We start from the raw sequence: 18,569 nt of genomic DNA, 5'->3' as shown, positions 1-18,569 counted from the left end.
GTTCAGCTTCGCTCCATTGATGCGGTGTCACTCGAATGCTGGCAGCGTCCGGACACTGGCGCAACCACTTCCCCGGCGCGATCCCCTGTTCGGTTCGTTACCTCTTCCGGACCTTGACCACGAGAACAAGCGACCGCACACTGGATCTTCCGGTAATGGACCACCCGCGATCCATTGGGGAGTGAAGATGGCCGACATCGCCCCCGCCCGCCCGGCTGACGAGGACGATGACGAGACCAGGCTGCACCGGCTGGGATACGCCCAGGAACTGCGCCGCTCGATGTCGGGCTTCAACAACTTCGCGGTGTCGTTCACCATCATCTCGATCCTGTCCGGCTGCCTGACCCTCTACGGGTTCGGCATGAGGACCGGCGGGCCGGTCGCGATGATCTGGGGCTGGCCGCTGGTCGGGTTCTTCGTGGTCCTGGTGGGGCTGGGCATGGCCGAGGTCTGCTCCAGCTACCCCACCGCGGGCGGTCTGTACTACTGGGCGGCGAAACTCGCCCCGCGCAACGGGCCCGCGTGGTCGTGGTTCACCGGCTGGTTCAACCTCATCGGCCAGATCGCGGTCACCGCGGGCGTCGACTTCGGCGCGGCGCTGTTCCTCAACGCGTTCCTCGACCTCCAGTTCGGCTTCGCCGCCACCCCAGCGCACACGATCACCCTGCTCGCGGTCATCCTCGCCGCGCACGGCCTGCTGAACACCTTCGGCGTGAGAGTCGTCGCGGTCCTCAACAGCGTCAGCGTGTGGTGGCACCTGGCGGGCGTGCTGGTGATCGTCGGCGTGCTGATCGTCGTGCCGGACAACCACCAAGACGCGTCGTTCGTGTTCGGGGAGTTCGTCAACAACACGGGCTGGGCCTCACCGGTGTACGTGTTCCTGCTTGGGCTCCTGCTCGCCCAGTACACGCTGACCGGCTACGACGCTTCCGCCCACATGACCGAGGAGACCCGCGGCGCGGCGGTGGCGGGCCCGCGCGGGATCGTCAACTCGATCCTGGTGTCCCTGGCCGCCGGGTGGGTGCTGCTGATCGGACTCACCTTCGCCATCCAGGATTATGACGGCGCGGTGGGCTCGGCGACCGGTGTGCCTCCGGCCCAGGTCTTCATCGACGCGGCAGGCGTGACCATCGGCAAACTGCTGCTGCTGATCTGCGTCGGCGCGCAGTTGTTCTGCGGGATGGCTGCGGTCACCGGGAACTCTCGGATGATCTACGCCTTCGCCCGGGACGGCGCGATTCCCGGGTCCGGATTCTGGCACCGGATCAACAAGCGCACCCGGACGCCGACGAACTCGGTGTGGCTGGCGGCGGTGGGGGCGTTTCTGCTTGCCGTGCCGTATCTGTGGAGCGCGACGGCGTACACGGCGGTCACGTCGATCGCTGTGGTGGGGCTCTACACGGCGTATGTGATTCCGGTTTACCTGCGGGTGCGCAAGGGAGCGGACTTCGAGCGCGGGCCCTGGCATCTGGGGCGGTGGGGGCGGGCGATCGGGATCGTGGCCACCGGGTGGGTGGTGTTCATCTTCGTGCTGTTCATGCTGCCGCAGGTTTATCCGGTGACTTGGGAGACGTTCAATTACGCGCCGGTCGCGTTCTTGGTGGTTCTCGGGGGTGCGGGGCTGTGGTGGGCGGTGTCGGCGCGGAAGTGGTTCACCGGGCCTAAGGTGCAGGGGACGCCTGAAGAGTTGGCCGCTGTGGAGCGGGATCTCGATCTGGGGTGAGTCGGCTGGGGGCTGGCTTCCGCGGGGTCTGGTTGCGTTGTTCGCTCGATGGGGTCAGGAGAAGGAGCCGGGGCTGACCAAGCCCTGTTCGTAGGCGAAGACGACCGCTTGGACGCGGTCCCGTAGGCCTAGTTTCATCAGGACTCGGCCTACGTGGGTTTTGACGGTGGTGGCGCCCAGGAAGAGGTCGTCGGCTATTTCCGCGTTGGAGAGGCCCCGGGCGATCAGTTCCAGGACTTCTCGTTCGCGGGGGGTGAGGGTGGCTATCGCTTCCGGGCGGATGTTGGCGGGTGAGTGGCGGGTGAACTCGCGGATCAGGCGGCGGGTGACGGCGGGGGCCAGGAGGGCGTCGCCCGCCGCGACGATTCGGACTCCGTCGATGAGGCGTTCGCAGGGGACGTCTTTGAGGAGGAAGCCGCTGGCGCCTGCGCGGAGGGCGCCGAAGACGTACTCGTCCAGGTCGAAGGTGGTGAGGATGAGGACTGGGACGGCGTCCACGACGCCGGGGCCCGCCAGGGCGCGGGTGGCGGCTATGCCGTCCATTTTGGGCATCCGCACGTCCATGAGGACGATGTCCGGGCGGTGCTGCCTGGCCAGGGCGACCGCCTCTTCCCCGTCGCCTGCTTCTGCGACGACCTCGATGTCGGGCTCGGCTTCCAGGATCAGGCGGAACCCGGTCCGCATCAGGGGCTGGTCGTCGGCGATGACGACGGTGAGCGTTCCCATATCCGCCGCAGCCTAGTGCCACATTCGGCGGTCGGCCCGATTTACCCCCGGTAGGGCAGGGTGGCGACCACTTGGAACTCGTCCGGGTCGTGGCGGACGTGCAGGCGGCCGCCGACCAGGGCGGCGCGTTCGCGCATACCGATCAGGCCGTGGCCGGGGGTCCCGCACGGGCGTGGCCCGTCGTTGCGGATGTCGATGCGCAGGTCGTTGCGGCCGTAGTGGAGGTCGACGGTGACGCGGGTCGGGTCGGCGTGTTTGGCGGCGTTGGTCAGGGCCTCTTGCACTATCCGGTACGCGCATAGCTCGACCCCGGCAGGCAGTTCCCTGCGGTGACCGTGGACGGCGACGGTGACCGGGAGGCCAGCGGTGACGCACCGGCTCACCAGGTCGTCCAGGTCGGCGAGGCTGGCTTGGGGGGCGAGGTCGCCCGGCTCGGTGCGCAGCACCCCGAGCAGGCGGCGCAGCTCGGTCAGGCTCTGCCTGCCCGACTCCTCGACCTGGGCGAGCGCGGTGTCCGCCGCGGCGGGGTCGCGGGCGACGGCGCGGCGGGCCACGGAGGTGTAGAGGACCATGACGCTGACCGTGTGGGCCACCACGTCGTGCAGTTCCCGGGCGATCCGGCCGCGTTCGGCCTCGGTGGCCAGGCGGACCCGGGCCTCCCGCTCGTGCTCGACCAGGACCCGGTTGGTGCGCTGCTGGTCGCCGAGGACGAACGCGGTGCAGTAGAGCACCAGCAGCATCGGGAGCCAGGCCAGGGAGTCGTGCTCGACGAGTTCGGCGGCGGTCTTGAGGACCGCGAACCCGATCAGGCAGCGCAGCGCGGTCCGCTTCGGCCGCCACGCCGCCACGGTGTAGAGCGCGATCAGCACGCCGACCTCGCTGATGCCGAAGTGCAGAACGGTCCCCACCACCGTGACGCCGCCGATGACCGCGAGCACCGCCGTCGGCGCCTGCCGCCGCCAGCCCAGCGGGAAGGTGCTGCTCGCCAGGAACACCAGCGTCCACCCCAGCGGGACGCCCGCCAGGCGGAAGAACACGTTGAACCAGATGTCCGCGGTCAGGAGGACGACCGCCCCGAGAAGGTCGTTGCGGTTGGGCGCGGAAAGGTCAAGCGCAGGAACCCGCATAACAGCCCACACTAACGAGCGGACCCGGCCCCAGCGTCATCCTCGATGGGGATTGGGCGTCCTACTCGGAGGGGACTGTCGCGAAGGCACAATCCGAAGAGCGAAACCCTGCCGCCAGTGACGATATGCGCGGCTGGACCTGACCCCGGGGAAGGCCGAACCCACACTGACGGGCGAAACCGATCACAAGACCATCCCCGACGCCGGGCATCGGGTCGATACTCTCCGGATGCACAGGCTCATCGTCGCGCTAGTGATGCTGTCACTGTTGGTCGTTCCGGCTCCCGTCAGCGCGGCCGAACCCTGCGCCCCGCCGGGGGACCACACGGAACAAGAGTGGCCCGTGGTGCAGCGCAAGGCCGACGGGACACTGGTGTCCCGCGCGTACCGCGCGCACGTCCCACCTCACCAGACCGGCGCGCTCGTCCTGGACTTGCACGGCGCCATGAGCAACAAGGACGAGCAGGACCGCCGCAGCCAGATGCGCGCGAAGTCCGACGCCGAGGGGTTCGTGGTCATCCAGCCGAACTCGCTGCCGAACTGGATCACCTCACCCCAGGAAGAGGCCAAGCGCGGGGTCAGCGACTTCGAGTTCGTGCGGACGCTGCTGGAGTTCGCCGTGCGCAGGATGTGCGTGTCCCCGGACGCCATCTACTCCGTCGGGTTCTCCAGTGGCGGGCTGATGTCGACGATGCTGGCCTGCGCGGGCGCGGAGGGCCGCCTCGGCGGGTTCCGGCTGGCGGGGGTGGGCGCGGTCGCCTCCGCGCCGCTGCCCATGCCAACCGGCAGGATCTGCCCGGCGCTGGCCGAGCACCCGGTCCCCCTGCGCATCGTGTTCTCCGACAACGACAGCCTGCTCGCGCACTGCTGCCGGAACAACCTCGCCAAGATGGTCACCGCCGTGCACGACGCCGCCCGGCTGTGGGCGGCGGACAACGGCTGCATTCCATTCTCGACAGTCGCCGAGACCGGCAAGACCGGCCCGGGAGTCCGCAAGCGCACCACTCGGCACCACTGCCTGTTGCGGCGCGGCGAGGTGCTTGTCGACGTGGTCGACTCCGGCTCGGTGTTCCGCGACGGCCACTTCTGGCCCGGGCCGCCGAACCGCGACGACTACGACGCCACCGCAGCGCTGTGGTGGTTCCTGCGCCCGTGACCTGGGCGGACGTCTGGACCGAAACAGACAGTGTGACCCCGGGCACTTTCGCCGACGGCCAGGTAGCTTGCATCCGACGTGGTTCGACGGCGCACCGCTCGGAGGAAGATCCATGCGTGCCAACAGGATTCGGCTTGGGCTGGCGGCCGCGCTGCTGAGCCTGGCCGCCGCGGCTGTGGTCGCGGTGCCCGCGGCCACCGCCCAGGAAGGCGACTTCTACACCCCGCCGGACACGCTTCCGGCCGCGAACGGCGCGGTCATCCGCTCCGAGCCTGCCGAGTTCTTCATCGACCCCGCGCGACTTGTCCGCGCGGACGGCACGGTCAACCGGATCATGTACAAGTCGACCGACCGCACCGGGGCCGCCATCGCGGTGACCGGCACCGTCATCACCCCGACCAAGGCGTGGACCGGGCCGGGGCCGCGGCCGGTCGTGGGCTACGCGGTCGGCACCCAGGGCCTGGGCGACCAGTGCGCCCCGTCCCGGCAGCTTTCGGTCGGCACCGAGTACGAGGGCCCGTTCATCGCGGGCCTGCTCGCCCGCGGCTACGGCGTGGCCATCAGCGACTACCAGGGCCTGGGCACGCCGGGTGTGCACACCTACATGAGCCGCGCCGTGCAGGGCCACGCCGTGCTCGACGTCGTCCGCGCCGCGCGGCGCCTGCCCGAGGCGGGCCTGCCCGACAGCGGCCCGGTCGCGATCACCGGCTACTCCCAGGGCGGCGGCGCGGCGGCCGCCGCTGCCGAATTGGCCCCGGCCTACGCGCCCGAACTCAAGCTCTCCGGCGTCGTCGCGGGCGCGGTCCCGGCCGACCTCGCCGCGGTCGGCCGCTTCATCGACGGCGGACCGTATGTGGCGTTTCTCGGTTACGCGGTAGCGGGTCTGGAGGCCTCTTACGGCATCGACGCCGACCAGTACCTCAACGCCAAGGGCAGGCAGTTCCTCGCCGAGATCAAGACCCAGTGCCAGCTCGAATCGATCCCCAGGTACGCCTTCACCCGGACCTCGTCGCTCACCGCCGACGGCCGCCCGCTCGATGACCACCTCGCCGAGGAGCCGTTCCGGAGCATCGTCGCCGAGCAGGTCATCGGCCAGGGCCGCAAGCCCGCGGTCCCGGTCCTGCTCACCCACTCGACCCTGGACGACGTCATCCCCTACGCCGTCGGCAGGCAGCTCGCCCAGCGCTGGTGCGACCAGCGCGCCAACGTCCGGTTCTCCACCTACGCCAGCCCCACCCACGTCGCGACGGCCATCGCGGCCTACCCGGAGGCGTTCGCGTTCCTGGCAGCGCGGTTCGCGGGCTCGCCGCAGGTCTCCAACTGCCTGCTGCTCTAGCCCAAGGGCCGCCTCGCGCGGCGGCCGTAACCGATTCGACGGCTTTGGGATACTGAGCCGGTCGTAAGAGGTCACAGGAGTCGTAGAGGAGTGCCAGGGTGGCGCACGGAGATGTCGGACTCGAACTGGGCGCGCGGGTGGCGGCGGCGCTGCGCCGCGGGCTGGGCGTGGCGATCACGCCCGATGAGGCCGTCATCCGACCGTCGACCCGAGCCGGGGCCGACTACCAGTGCAACGCGGCGATGAGCCTGGCCAAGCGGGTGGGCAGGCCGCCGCGCGAGGTCGCCCAGGCCATTGTGGACAACCTGGACTCCGACGACCTGGTCGACGAGCCGGAGATCGCCGGGCCGGGGTTCGTCAACCTGCGGCTGCGCGACGACTGGCTGGCGGCGCGGGCGGGTGAGCTGCTGGGCGACGAGCGGCTGGGCGTGCCGGTCGCCGAGCGGCCGCGGCGGTTCGCGCTGGACTACTCCAGCCCCAACGTGGCCAAGGAGATGCACGTCGGGCACCTGCGGTCCTCGATCATCGGGGACGCGGTCCTGCGGCTGCTGCGCTTCACCGGGCACGAGGTCACCCCGCACAACCACCTCGGCGACTGGGGCACCCCGTTCGGGATGCTGATCGAGCACCTGGTGGACGAGGGCTGGGCCGCGGGCGGCGAGCACACCATCAGCGACCTCAACGGCTTCTACCAGGAGGCGCGCAAGAAGTTCGACGCCGATCCCGGCTTCGCCGACCGGTCCCGGGCGCGGGTGGTGGCGCTGCAGGGCGGCGACGAGCCGACGCTGGCGCTGTGGCGCGAGCTGGTCGATGAGTCCACCCGGCACTTCCAGAAGGTGTACGAGCTGCTGGGCGTCGAGCTGACCCCGGCGGACACCTACGGCGAGAGCTTCTACAACCCGTACCTGGACGAGGTCATCGCCGACCTGGAGGCCAAGGGGCTCACCGAGGTCAGCGGCGGCGCGGTGTGCGTGTTCCCGCCCGGGTTCACCAACCGCGACGGCGAGCCGCTGCCGCTCATCGTGCGCAAGAGCGACGGCGGCTACGGCTACCACGCCACGGACCTGGCCACCGTCCGCTACTGGACGGGCGAGCGCGGTATGACCGACCTGCTCTATGTCGTGGGGACCCCGCAGGCGCAGCACTTCCAGATGGTCTTCGCCGCGTCCCGGCAGGCGGGCTACCTCACCGACGACCACACCGCGGTCCACATCGGATTCGGCTCGATCCTCGGCGAGGACGGCAAGACGATCCGCACCCGCGCTGGCGGCTCGGTGAAGCTGGCCGACCTGCTCGCCGAGGCGGTCGAGCACGCCGCGGAGACGGTGGCCGAGCGGTCGTCGCTGCCCGCCGGCGCGCAGGCCGATGTGGCGCGGGCGGTGGGCATCGGCGCGGTGAAGTACGCCGACCTGTCCAACGACCGGGAGAAGGACTACGTGTTCACCTGGGCCAGGATGCTGGCCAAGGAGGGCAACACCTCGGTCTACCTCCAGTATGCGAACGCCCGCTGCCAGTCGGTGCTGCGGAAGGCGGACGAGGCTCCCGACGGGCCGGTGACCGTCGCCGAGCCCGCCGAGCGGGCGCTGGCGCTCAAGCTGGTGCAGCTGCCCGCCGCGCTGGCCGCGGCCACCGAGTCCTACGCCCCGCACAAGCTGTGCGCCTACCTCTACGACACGGCGTCCACTTTCACCACGTTCTACGACACGTGCCCGATCCTCAAACCGGGGGTCGAGCCCGCGACCCGGCGGTCCCGGCTCGTGCTCACCGCGCTCACCTCGGCCGTGCTGACCCTGGGCCTGGGACTGCTCGGCATCGCCGCGCCGCCGGAACTGTAGCCGGGCGCAGGTGGCCCGCTCGAAAATGTGAACGAACAGCGGTTGCCCTGAGTGGACACCAGACGGCAGAGTGTGACCGTGATGATCATCGAGCGGGTAGTGCTGCTGGACGAGGCTGGCAACGACGTCGGCGTCGCGGACAAGGCGGGTGTCCACCACGCGGACACACCTCTGCACCTGGCGTTCTCCAGCTACGTGTTCGACCGGGACGGCCGTTTCCTGCTGACCCGCAGGGCCACGCACAAGAAGACCTGGCCCGGGGTGTGGACGAACTCGTGCTGCGGACATCCGGCTCCGGGCGAGGCGATCGCGGACGGCGTGTCGCGCCGCCTCGCCGACGAGCTTGGATTGCCGGGACCGCACAAGGTGGAGCTGGTGCTGCCCCGGTTCCGTTACCGGGCGGAGATGGGCAACGGCGTGGTGGAGAACGAGATGTGCCCGGTATACCGGGTGGTCGTGGACAGTGGGGCCGAACCCGCGCCGAACCCGGACGAGGTCGACTCCGCGGTATGGGTGCCGTGGGGCGAGTTCGCCGAGTCGGTGCTGTCCGGCACGCGCGAGGTGTCTCCGTGGTGCGTGCTGCAGGTGCGCGAGCTCAGCGCGCTTGGCGACGATCCGGTGAGCTGGCCGCTGGGCGACCCGGCGGACCTGCCCGCCGCGGTCGTCGGCTGAACCGACGCGAACCGGGGTGGCGGCGGCCCGGCGAGCCCCTGATGTCAAGGGGGTTGTGGCGGCCGCCACCCCATCTCCGGCACAGAACTCCACAAGCATTGAAAAAATCTGGACAATAGGCCAATTGGGGGTAAATCCGACACCTTCGGGTGACGTTTTTCCCTACATTGGATCTAGTGGAACTACTGTTTAGCAGCCTGCCCGCACACGGGCACACGTACCCGCTCCTGCCCCTCGCCATCGCGGCCCGCGCCCAGGGACACCACGTCACCTACGCGATCGCGGAGAGCTTCCATCCCGTCCTCACCGCGCTCGGCTTCGACGTCGTCGCGGCGGGCCCGGAGATGATGGCCGCCTTCGCCGAAGCGGCGGGCCGCCCGCTGGACGCGGGCCCGATCAAGCCACACGAACTCGGCGAAGACGAACTGCACCAGGTGGCGAGCCGCGCCTTCACCGAGATCATGCCGCGCGGGTTCGCCCGCGACCTGAAACCGATCCTGGCCGAGACGAAACCCGACCTGGTGGTCTACGAAGTGGCCAACCCCGGCGCGGCGATCGCGGCCAAGGCCGTGGGCGTCCCGGCGCTCGCGCACGGCTTCGGCCGGGCGGGCTTCGCAGGCGACGACGACGACGACAGCCTGCGGGATTGGGGCAAGGGGCTCGTCGCGATCGCCGCGGAACACGGCGTGTCGCTGGACGCGGACCGGATCTTCGAGTTCGGCGACCCGTATGTCGACATCTACCCGTCGTCCATCCAGCACCCTGACCACCGCGACACCGAGAACCGGGTCCCGCTGCGCCCGGTGCCCTTCGCCGAGCCCGGCGAACTGCCCGAGTGGGTGACCGAGCATCGCGAGCCGCTGATCTACCTGACCCTGGGCACCGCGTTCGGGCAGGCGGAGGTGCTGCGCACGGCCATCGCGGGCCTCGCGGCGACCGGAGCCAGGGTGCTGGTCGCGGCGGGCCCGACCGTCGACATCGCCGCGCTGGGCGAGGTGCCCCCGTCGGTGACGGTCGAGTCCTGGGTGCCGCAGGCCGACCTGCTCCCGCACCTGGACCTGATCGTGCACCACGGCGGCAGCGGCACCACCCTCGGCGCCCTCGGCGCGGGCGTGCCGCAGCTTTTCCTGCCGCAGGGGGCCGACCAGTTCATCAACGCCGACGCCGTCGTCGGCGCGGGCGCGGGCAAGAAGCTGCTGGCGGGTGAGATCACCGGGGAGTCGGTCTCCACCGCGGCGAAGGCGCTGCTGTCCGACTCCGCCACCGCGGCGGCGGTGCGCGCGCTGGCCGAGGAGATCGCCGCGATGCCCACCCCGGACGAGGTCGCCAAGCGCCTGCCGGAGTTCGCGGGCTGAGCCCCGGGCCGGTCGCTCCCCTCCCCGACGGGAGTGACCGGCCCGCTCTGGTGGGGGAATGCGACAGGCCCCTGACACCGGTGGTGTCAGGGGCCTGTCGGTCGATCGGTGACGCCGGATCGAGACTGGTTACTTCTTGATCGCGAGGTCGAGGTCGATCGGGTTGTTCGGGCTCGCGGCCAGCGGGCCGATGAAGTCGTTGAGCTGACCGCAGTTGGCGGGGGAGGCCAGGTCGAAGGTGCCCTGGATCTTGCCGCCCTTGAGGACGTCGAAGTTGCCGACGGACTTGAGCTTGAGGTCGGTCGGGTTCGGCGCCTTGCAGGTGTCGCCCTGGTAGATCGGGAATCCGAAGACCGAGATCTTGGTCAGGACGATGTCGAGCTTGCTCTCGTAGGTGATGGCGCCGGTGGCGACGGTGCCGGTGGACTTGCCGACCGGGACCAGGCTGACGTTGGCGTCGACCGGGAGGAAGCCCACGATCTTGAACTTGCCGGAGGTCGGGGCCAGCTTGAGGTCACCGACGTACTTGCCCGCGGCCAGGTCGGCCACCGCGTTGAAGGTGCCGTTGATCGCGACCGAGCCGTTGAGGGCCGTGAGGTTCGCCGAACCCTTGAGGTCGTAGTTGACGTTCACGCCGTTGCCGTTGCCCGGAGGCGGGGTGGTGCTGGACGGCGGCGGCGTCGTGCTCGACGGCGGCGGCGTGGTGCTGCTCGGCGGCGGGGTGGTGCTGCTCGGCGGGGTGGTGCTGCTGGGCGGCGGGGTGGTGCTCGACGGCGGCGGGGTGGTGCTGCCGCCACCGCCACCGGTGATCTCGAACTGGTGCAGGAGGTTGTCCTGGCCCGGGTTGAGCGTGCAGGCCGAGTCGAAGGTGCCCAGGCCGGTCTCGGTGCCGTCGGCCTTGCGCGGGGTCAGGTTCAGGCTCAGCTCGCTGACCGTGATCTTCGCGGTGCCCGGCTGGGTGAACGACAGCGACGGGGTCTGGCCGGTGGCCACCACGTCGAACGCGCCCGAGGCCGGGACCGGGGTCTTGGCGATCGTCACCGGCACGTTCACCGGAAGGGAGATGCCGGGGGCGTCGACCTTGGCGCCCGAGACGGCCTTGCCCTCGATCGTGGTCGCGCCGACCAGGGTCAGACCCTGGGTCGCGGTCTCCGGAACCGTGGAGACGGCCTTGATGTCGAACACGCCGGTCTGCTGCCCCACACCGATGGAGGCGGGCATGTCGCTCTGGATCACGACCTTGATCGGCTGGTCGCCGATCAGCGGGAACGGACACGTGTAGTTCAGCGTCAGCGAGACCGGGTCGGCGGAACTCGTGCCCGAGCCGAGCAACAGGCCGGTGGCGACCAGCCCGGCCGCGCTGGTCGCGGCGACACCCGCCACCAGCTTCTTGGAAACCTTGCGAGGAGTCACTATCTTCCTTCCAGGGTATCAACGGTGATACAGACAGGGCTGAGAGACCGCCCCGTCAAGGGGAGGCGAGTATTCCCTGTTGGAAAATCTTCGGGTTCGTGGAAAACCGCTATGACGGAGGTTAGCCATCACACACAGCGCGCGCAAGCACCTGGCGAAGCCGCGGCGGAGCTACCGAGAACTTGTCATAGAAGGACACCAAAGGACCATCCGGTTTAGCCTTATCGGATAGTGCCGACCAGGCTGACCAGGTAGGACGTCGCTGACGAGCACTCCCCAAGGAATGCCAGGAAGATCCGTGTGGCGCAAAAGTTTCCACGCCTTGGAGCGATCGGAACAAAAACTTCGAAAGCCGCCCACAAGCATGGTAACCGACCGGGAAACCGGCCGAGCCGCAGCCCGCGGGCAATCCCGGGGAGCTCACCCCGGCGGGGGGCGGCCCGACCTCCCCCCTACCCGAAGGCCCGGCGCGCCGATGGCCGACGCATTGCGCACCCGACACCGGGGATCGTCTCATAGCCATCCGCTAATGCCACGGCAGTCATCAAAGCGAGATTGTTGTCCGAATCCAACAGAACAATCTTCTCTTTTACTCACTGCCCAACAGTGGGCGCGTCCGCGGGGTGGACATGAAACAGGCCCCTGGCACCGACACGGTGCCAGGGGCCTGGCGGCAGGGGTTCCGGGCGGACAAGTCAGCCACCGCGCCGAACCCTCGCCGAGGTCCAGTCGAAGGTCACTGCCTAGTCTGCGGCGCGACGGCGGCCGCGCCGCCGGTGATCTCGAAGGTGTGCAGGGTGTTCTCCTGGCCCGGGTTGAGCGTGCAGACCGAGTCGAAGGTCCCCAGGCCGGTCTCCGCGCCGTCCGCGGTGCGCGGGGTCAGGTTCAGGCTCAGCTCGCTGACCGTGATCTTCGCGGTGCCCGGCTGGGTGAACGACAGCGACGGGGTCTGGCCGGTCGCCACCACGTCGAACGCGCCGGAAGCCGGAACCTCGGTCTTGGCGATGGCCACCGGCACGTTCACCGGAAGCGAGATGCCGGGAGCGTCGACCTTGGCGCCCGACACGGCCTTGCCCTCGATGCTCTTCGCGCCGACCAGGGCCAGACCCTGGGTCGCGGTCTCCGGAACCGTGGAGACGGCCTTGATGTCGAACACGCCGGTCTGCTCGCCAACGCCGACCGATGCGGGCATGTCGCTGTTGATGACGACCTTGATCGGCTGGTCGCCGATCAGCGGGAACGGACACGTGTAGTTCAGCGTCAGCGAGACCGGGTCGGCGGAACTCGTGCCGGAGCCGAGCAAAAGGCCGGTCGCGACCAGGCCCGCCGCACCGGTCGCGGCGATAGCCGTCATCAGCTTCTTGGAAACCTTGCGAGATTCCATATGTCTTCCTTCCAGAAGTATCGACGATGATACAAACAGGCTTGGGAAAGCTTGCGGTTTCACCGGAAAGCCGCTGCGCCATCACGTTAGCCAGGACACACAGCAGACGCAAGCGGCCAGAGTCGGCCCTATCAAGATTGCCGAAAACTTGTCACAAGAGAACACCGTCAGAACATTTCTTTAGCCGCCCACGAGGCGCTGACCAGCCAAAATACCCACATCAGGGCACGACTAAACCGCGAGCGAAGGTGTGTTCAAACACCGTTTCACCCGCGTCGGACAGGGGCTTTCTCCGTCTTCGGATCAGCCAATAAAACGATCCGGAGTTCGCGGCCGACCTCTCGGGCGTACCCACCGAGAACCGAGGCGGTCTCTCCGCGACCCGACTACTCGCGGTCGCGGCGACCGACCCTCGCGCCGCTGTCACCATCCACCCTCTCCGCACTTCGCACTTCCGAGACTATGCGCGCAAGCCCGCACGCCAATGTGCGTATCAGAGACTCGGCGAGAAACGCAATATAAGAACACTAAAAAATCCGACCGCTCGCCACGCGTACGGTGGGGGCAGAACGCGCCGACGGCAGGGAGGACCGGACATGCGCACCGCGCTGATCACCGGGGGCACCGGCAGCCTCGGGCGGGAGACCGCCGGGGCCATCGCGGCGGCGGGCGGCTGGCGGGTCGTGGTCACGGGGCGCGATCAGGCCGCTGTGGCGGCGACCGCCGACGAGATCGGCGCCGTGGGGATGCCCCTCGACCTCGGCTCGCTGGCCGGGGTGCGGCGGTTCGCCGCCGAACTGGCCGGAGCGGGGCTGCCGCCGTTGCACGCGGTGGTGTGCAACGCGGGCGTGCAGGTCGTGTCCGGGACGGCGGTCACCGCGGACGGGATCGAGCGGACGTTCGGGGTCAACCACCTCGCGCACTTCGCGCTGGTGCGGGAACTCATGCCGCGCCTGGCGAAACCGGCGCGGGTCGTGTTCGTCGCCAGCGACACCCACGACCCGGCCCGGCCCACCGGGATGCCCGCGCCGGTCTACACCGACGCCCGGTCCCTCGCCTACCCCAGGGACACCGGCGAGAGCCCGAGCCTGGTCGGGCGGCGGCGCTACACCACGTCCAAGCTGTGCAACGTCCTGGCCGCCTACGAGTTCGCGCGGCGGGCGGAGCCCGGGATCGCGGTCAACGCCTTCGACCCCGGCCTGATGCCCGGGACCGGCCTGGCCCGCGACTACCGCGGCGTCGCGGCCCTGGCCTGGCGCTACCTGCTGCCCGCGCTCACCGTGGTCCCCGGCCTGAACGCGCACACCCCGCGCCGGTCCGCCGCCGCCCTGGCCCGGCTGGTCCTCGACCAGGACCTCACGGCCACCGGGCGGTACTTCTCCGGCTTCCGCGAGGTCCGGTCCTCGGCCGAGTCCTACGACCGCGCGAAGGCGGCCGACCTGTGGGAGACCAGCGTCGAGCTGACCGCGGCCCTGATCGCCTAGCGCGGCACCAGGTCCTGTCGGCGCCCGAGCAGGCACCGCGGCGGGCGCCGTCCGCGGGCACGCGGTCAGTTCGAGGTCGGAACGAACCGGTGTTCACGCCACGGGAAGAAACGTGCACCCGGGTACAGCAAGATCATCACCCGAATGCGGCAGCCACGCCCCGCGCGGTGTACGCAGACAATTCTCCCGCGGCTCCCGTTGGCCCATTGGGCTGCCTTCCCGTGTCATTGGTGTGAGCGCGCCGGGATACGCCCAACACGACTTCGTTTCACGCTAGGGTCGCACACGGTTGATCCGTATGTTCCCCTTCTCTTCGGTGACGAAAGAGGAAAGAATGGCGCATTGGAAGAACATCTCCGGCGGTTTGTCCGCCATCGCGGTCGGGGCCAAGACAGCGGTGTGGGGAGTGAACTCGAACAACCAGATCTACCACTACACCAACCATGACACGAACCCGTGGGTCGGCATCCCGGGCGGGCTTTCCGATATCGGAGTCGGGGCCGACGGCACCGTATGGGGTGTCAACTCCTCGGGCAACATCTACAGATACACCGGCGACACCGAGGACGACCCGTGGCTGCACATCCCCGGCGGCCTGACCCGCATCTCGGTGGGGTCGCGGACCAACGTCTGGGGGGTCAACCGGGAGGGCCGGATCTACCGGTACACCGGCGATGACGCGGCGCCCTGGGTGAACATCCCGGGCGGCCTGACCGACATCGGGGCCGCCGCGGACGGCACTGTCTGGGGCGTCAACGCGAACGCGAAGATCTACCGCTACTCGTGGACGGCCAACCACTGGATCAACATCCCCGGGGGCCTGGCCAGAATCGACGCCGGGTCCAGGACGAATGTGTGGGGCGTCAACTCGGCAGGACAGATCTACCGCTACAGCGGCGACGACGCGAACCCGTGGGTGAACATCCCGGGCGGGCTTTCCGACATCGGCGCAGGCGCCGACGGAACGGTCTGGGGCGTCAACTCCGCGGGCAACATCTACCGGTACACCGGCGACGCGCCGAACTGATTCCGCTCCAACAGCAAGCTGTGCCTGAGAGGCGCTCCCGGTCGCGGCGACCTATTCTCCGGACCAGCACCGGGAGCGCTTTTCGGGTATTCCCCGCTCAGTGCGGCAAGCGGGCGTCGAGTTCGGCGAGGTAATCGAATCCGTACGGCCCGCGTTCCAGGCCGTCCAGGAGCGCGGGCGGCAGGTCGCGGGCGAACTCCGCGGAGCGGGACGCGGCGGCGATGGCGATGGTGGCGACGGTGTCGACGTCGCCGGTGAAGGCGACGCAGGCGCGCAGGAGGCCGCTGAGGGTGTCGTTGGCCGCGAGCGCGGTGAGGGCGGCGCGGACGCTCATCCGGCCCTGAGCCCCCACCTTCCCCTGCCACGGCCGCGCCCAGCCGCCCGCGCCGTCGGTCAGCCTGCTGTCGATCCAGCGGCCGACCTCGGCCACCGGGCCCAGCCCGAAGTGGCAATAGTGCACGGCCAGCGCGGCGGCCTGCGCCGACTCGACCCCGTCGGGGGTGTCGTGGGTGACGCGCGCCTGGATCTCGGTGTGCCGCAACACCTCCGGCACGGTCGGCAGCAGGCCGAGCGGGGCGGAGCGCATGGCCGCGCCGCTCTTGTCGCTGGCCGGGCGGAGCCTGCGCAGCAGTTCTTCGCCGTCGCGCACCTGGCACAGCAGGCCGTGGAAGCCCGCCGCGTAGCCCTCGCGGCGGTCGCGGTGGAAGACGCGCACGAACGCGTCGGCCAGCGTCGGCGCGGTCCACGGGTCGCCGGACACCAGCACCTCGGCGACGGCGATGCTCATCTGCGTGTCGTCGGTGTAGGACCCCGGCCGCAGGCTCCGGTGCCTCGGGTGCGGCACGTAGCCGCGCAGGGTGTTGCGCTCGGCGACGAAGGCTGCGTCCGCGTACTCGAATCCGGCGCCGTAGGCGTCGCCGACCGCCAACTCGACCATCACCCGCCCATAGTGGCAGAGCGTCGGCGACCCCCGACTGTCCACAGTGGAGCATTCACCAGGTGGGACGGGCGCCGACGCCGCCGTCGACCACCAGGTCGTGGCCGGTGATCCAGGCCGCCATGGGAGAGGCGAGGAAGACGCAGGCGTCGCCGACGTCCTCGGGGCGGCCCAAGCGGGTCAGCGGGGCCGCGTGTTGCCAGCGGCGCACGCCCTCGGGCCAGTCGTCCGCGAGACCCGGGCGGTCGACCAGGCCTGGGGACACGGTGTTGACCCGGATGCCCGACGGCCCGTACTCCAGGGCGGCGGCGCGGGCGTGCATGATCAGCGCCGCCTTCGCCGCGCTGTAGTGCGCGTGCCCGTGGGCGGGCCGGCTGCCCTCGATCGAGGCGATGTGGGTGACCGAGCCGCCGCCCGCCGGACCCAGCACGGCCGCGGCAGCCTGCGTGCAGGAGAACGCGCTGGTGAGGTTGGTGTCGACCACCGCGCGCCACTGCGCGGCGGACATCTCCGCCAGCGGCAGCACCGGCTGGATTCCCGCGTTGTTGACCAGCGCGGACAGGCGCCCGCCCCACTCCGCGGCCTGCCGCACCAGTCGGTGGCACTCGGCGTCGTCGGTGAGGTCCGCCGCGAGCGCGACCGCCCGGCCCCCGGCCGCGACGATCCGGCCGACCAGGGCATCGGCGTCCGCGCGATGGTGATGGGCCACCACCGCCGCACCCGCGGCGGCGAAGCGCAGAGCGATGCCACGGCCGATCAGGCCGCTGGCTCCGGTCACCAGCACGACCACACCGCGCAGATCGGGAAGCCCGGGGTCAGGCGCGGGCATCGCCGGAACCAAGCCCATCCGCTCACAACCTCCCGGTGACCAGGCTTCTCGCGACGAACAGCGGTCGCCGCTCACCGGAATGATCTCCGGAAGCAAGGCGCGCGACAACACGGGCCTCTCGATCGGCGATTCCACCCGGGTGGGTCAATGCGGGCCCAGACCAGCCCACCAAGGAACGAGGCCGGCCAGGCGAGCATGTTCGCCAGGGACGCGAGCAGGCGCGCCGAGCGGAGTCACCCTGGAAGTCCTCCTTCGCGCGCGGGGATTGTCAACCACGATGGTGACCACGGCCGCATTGGCCACGCCCTTGCTCCGGCGACTCAGATGTCCATCCATGGGTCGTCGGGCATGTCGGGATCGTCGTAGTCCTCGATCACCACGGTGATGTGACGGGCCTGCGGCTGCGGATCGGCGGTTATGGCAGCCTAGCGTTCGGAACATCGCTGAGCATCGCATCCGGGTCGGGAATCCGGTATGTGGGTAGATTCTCGTCCAGCCATGCACGATCAAACGCTATTCCGGTCTGATCTTCCATCGCGGCCAAGCTGGCTGACTTGTAGTGCTCGGGGTCGAAGTCGTTGCCGTGAAGCCAGTCCGGGTAAACCTCGCCCACCTGTGGCTCTCGGTTGGCAAACAACGGTTCAAGATAGGCAACGATCTTGCCGTCGATTGCCTGGACAATGTGAGATAGACCGTTGACATTCCAGTAGACACTAAAGAACCGTCCACCGTTGTGGGACGCGCGGCGCGCTATTTCGGGGACGCTGCCACTCCATCCGTTGTTCTCGACCGCGATCAGGTGTGAACCCCGCTCACGGACCCGTAGCGTGAAGTAGTGACCGAAATCTTGTTCGGGGACCTCCGACTCCGCGAACGACAGCAGCCCAACAGGTTCGCCTGGCTTGCCGCCGTACACGCTGACTAGTTCGTCGGTAGTGCTACCCTCGATCACCGCAACCGTCAACGCCAGGTCATACGCCGTGTCTACCCACCCGTACTTACTCATCAAATCCCGCATGTCGGTTCCTTCGCGATGTCCACACCCTGGTAAGGTTGCTGTGCGATCTTGTCCGGCCGAACGATGACTACGAGGAATTTTGCCCCCTCTTCGGGATACTGCGGCTTCACGGTTCCGCCTTGGCAGTTGTTTTCCCGTAACGGCACTTCGTCAATTCGGGCACCCGCACCGCCCTCGTCCGTCGAAGCCATGGTGGGTCGGGGCATGGCGCGTTGCCGGAATTGCTTCTGGTACGTTTCCATGCCCCGCCCGCCGAACCGGACGTGCGAGTTTCCCCGCATCCGGCTCTCCACAGCGTCTCGTTGGTTCACGCCGCGTTGCTGCTCCAGGGTGTGGGGATTTTCGCGCCTCGGTACCGGTAGCGCTTGGACGGTATCGAGGTCGGGTCGAACAAGGTGACCTCTCCTGCCCTGATTTCCCACTTGGTCGAGCCGGTGAAGGCCCGTGGGTGCAGTTTTCTCCACGACAGGCCCTTGTGGTGTTTCCGCAGCCATCGGCAGACCCGCAGCCACGAGTAGTAGCGCAGGTAGCCGAACACGGCTTGGGA

Annotated in this window: 17 protein-coding genes; 8 read left to right on the top strand and 9 right to left on the bottom strand. The window is 69.2% G+C overall.

Annotation, left to right across the window (positions count from 1 at the left end; translation table 11 throughout):
• The first annotated feature begins 187 nt into the window (after positions 1-187).
• Complete coding sequence (locus BLS56_RS25470; RefSeq protein WP_091455807.1) at positions 188-1,723, top strand: amino acid permease; 1,536 nt, start codon at positions 188-190, stop codon at positions 1,721-1,723.
• A gap of 54 nt (positions 1,724-1,777) precedes the next feature.
• On the opposite strand, the gene BLS56_RS25465 is transcribed toward BLS56_RS25470, so the two are convergent.
• Entirely contained in the window at positions 1,778-2,449 is a 672-nt protein-coding gene (locus BLS56_RS25465) for a response regulator (RefSeq protein ID WP_091455804.1), read from the bottom strand.
• A 41-nt stretch (positions 2,450-2,490) separates the two neighbouring features.
• Positions 2,491-3,576 (bottom strand): sensor histidine kinase, encoded by a 1,086-nt coding sequence (locus BLS56_RS25460; protein ID WP_091455803.1) that lies wholly within the window; start codon positions 3,574-3,576, stop codon positions 2,491-2,493.
• Positions 3,577-3,805: 229 nt separating this feature from the next.
• Here BLS56_RS25460 and BLS56_RS25455 point away from each other — a divergent pair, with 229 nt between their 5' ends.
• The 5 genes from BLS56_RS25455 to BLS56_RS25435 all read left to right on the top strand — a co-directional run bounded on the left by BLS56_RS25455 (position 3,806) and on the right by BLS56_RS25435 (position 9,930).
• Positions 3,806-4,732 carry an alpha/beta hydrolase family esterase gene (locus BLS56_RS25455; RefSeq protein WP_091455800.1) on the top strand — a complete coding sequence of 309 codons (927 nt, stop codon included), beginning with the start codon at positions 3,806-3,808 and terminating at the stop codon, positions 4,730-4,732.
• A gap of 112 nt (positions 4,733-4,844) precedes the next feature.
• A complete protein-coding gene (locus BLS56_RS25450) occupies positions 4,845-6,068 on the top strand; it encodes a lipase family protein (RefSeq protein WP_091455798.1) in 1,224 nt (407 codons plus the stop codon).
• Positions 6,069-6,166: 98 nt separating this feature from the next.
• Positions 6,167-7,903 (top strand): arginine--tRNA ligase, encoded by a 1,737-nt coding sequence (gene argS / locus BLS56_RS25445; RefSeq protein ID WP_091455795.1) that lies wholly within the window; start codon positions 6,167-6,169, stop codon positions 7,901-7,903.
• A gap of 87 nt (positions 7,904-7,990) precedes the next feature.
• Complete coding sequence (idi, locus tag BLS56_RS25440; RefSeq protein ID WP_091456030.1) at positions 7,991-8,575, top strand: isopentenyl-diphosphate Delta-isomerase; 585 nt, start codon at positions 7,991-7,993, stop codon at positions 8,573-8,575.
• 176 nt (positions 8,576-8,751) lie between these two features.
• Positions 8,752-9,930, top strand: coding sequence for a glycosyltransferase (locus BLS56_RS25435; protein ID WP_091455794.1), 1,179 nt, complete (start codon positions 8,752-8,754; stop codon positions 9,928-9,930).
• A 129-nt stretch (positions 9,931-10,059) separates the two neighbouring features.
• Here the strand turns inward: BLS56_RS25435 and BLS56_RS25430 are convergent, their stop codons facing one another.
• Together BLS56_RS25430 and BLS56_RS25425 are read right to left on the bottom strand one after the other, a co-directional pair.
• Positions 10,060-11,343 (bottom strand): DUF6801 domain-containing protein, encoded by a 1,284-nt coding sequence (locus BLS56_RS25430; RefSeq protein WP_091455791.1) that lies wholly within the window; start codon positions 11,341-11,343, stop codon positions 10,060-10,062.
• Between the two features lie 736 nt (positions 11,344-12,079).
• The gene (locus BLS56_RS25425) at positions 12,080-12,727 is read right to left on the bottom strand and encodes a DUF6801 domain-containing protein (protein WP_228771927.1); all 648 of its coding nucleotides are present in this window, start codon (positions 12,725-12,727) and stop codon (positions 12,080-12,082) included.
• A 596-nt stretch (positions 12,728-13,323) separates the two neighbouring features.
• On the opposite strand from BLS56_RS25425, the gene BLS56_RS25420 reads away from it, so the two are divergent.
• Together BLS56_RS25420 and BLS56_RS25415 are read left to right on the top strand one after the other, a co-directional pair.
• Positions 13,324-14,211 carry an SDR family NAD(P)-dependent oxidoreductase gene (locus BLS56_RS25420; protein WP_091455788.1) on the top strand — a complete coding sequence of 296 codons (888 nt, stop codon included), beginning with the start codon at positions 13,324-13,326 and terminating at the stop codon, positions 14,209-14,211.
• Positions 14,212-14,545: 334 nt separating this feature from the next.
• Positions 14,546-15,238 carry a tectonin domain-containing protein gene (locus tag BLS56_RS25415; RefSeq protein ID WP_091455787.1) on the top strand — a complete coding sequence of 231 codons (693 nt, stop codon included), beginning with the start codon at positions 14,546-14,548 and terminating at the stop codon, positions 15,236-15,238.
• A 97-nt stretch (positions 15,239-15,335) separates the two neighbouring features.
• Here BLS56_RS25415 and BLS56_RS25410 read toward each other — a convergent pair whose 3' ends face one another.
• The 5 genes from BLS56_RS25410 to BLS56_RS31785 all read right to left on the bottom strand — a co-directional run.
• The gene (locus tag BLS56_RS25410) at positions 15,336-16,175 is read right to left on the bottom strand and encodes an ADP-ribosylglycohydrolase family protein (RefSeq protein WP_228771943.1); all 840 of its coding nucleotides are present in this window, start codon (positions 16,173-16,175) and stop codon (positions 15,336-15,338) included.
• Positions 16,176-16,230: 55 nt separating this feature from the next.
• Positions 16,231-17,022, bottom strand: a complete 792-nt coding sequence (locus tag BLS56_RS25405; protein ID WP_407640550.1) for an SDR family NAD(P)-dependent oxidoreductase — start codon at positions 17,020-17,022, stop codon at positions 16,231-16,233.
• A gap of 397 nt (positions 17,023-17,419) precedes the next feature.
• A complete protein-coding gene (locus tag BLS56_RS25400) occupies positions 17,420-18,022 on the bottom strand; it encodes a DUF6461 domain-containing protein (RefSeq protein ID WP_091455782.1) in 603 nt (200 codons plus the stop codon).
• Complete coding sequence (locus BLS56_RS30940; protein ID WP_139190996.1) at positions 18,010-18,315, bottom strand: hypothetical protein; 306 nt, start codon at positions 18,313-18,315, stop codon at positions 18,010-18,012. The genes BLS56_RS25400 and BLS56_RS30940 overlap by 13 nt, the downstream gene beginning before the upstream one ends.
• A gap of 14 nt (positions 18,316-18,329) precedes the next feature.
• Positions 18,330-18,569 (bottom strand): hypothetical protein (locus BLS56_RS31785; protein WP_228771926.1); only part of this gene is annotated, 240 nt, incomplete at its 5' end.

It is taken from the genome of Actinokineospora iranica (assembly GCF_900101685.1).
Lineage (GTDB): Bacteria > Actinomycetota > Actinomycetes > Mycobacteriales > Pseudonocardiaceae > Actinokineospora > Actinokineospora iranica.
Note: the sequence above shows the minus strand (reverse complement) of the source record. Positions and strands in the feature narration are given on the sequence as shown.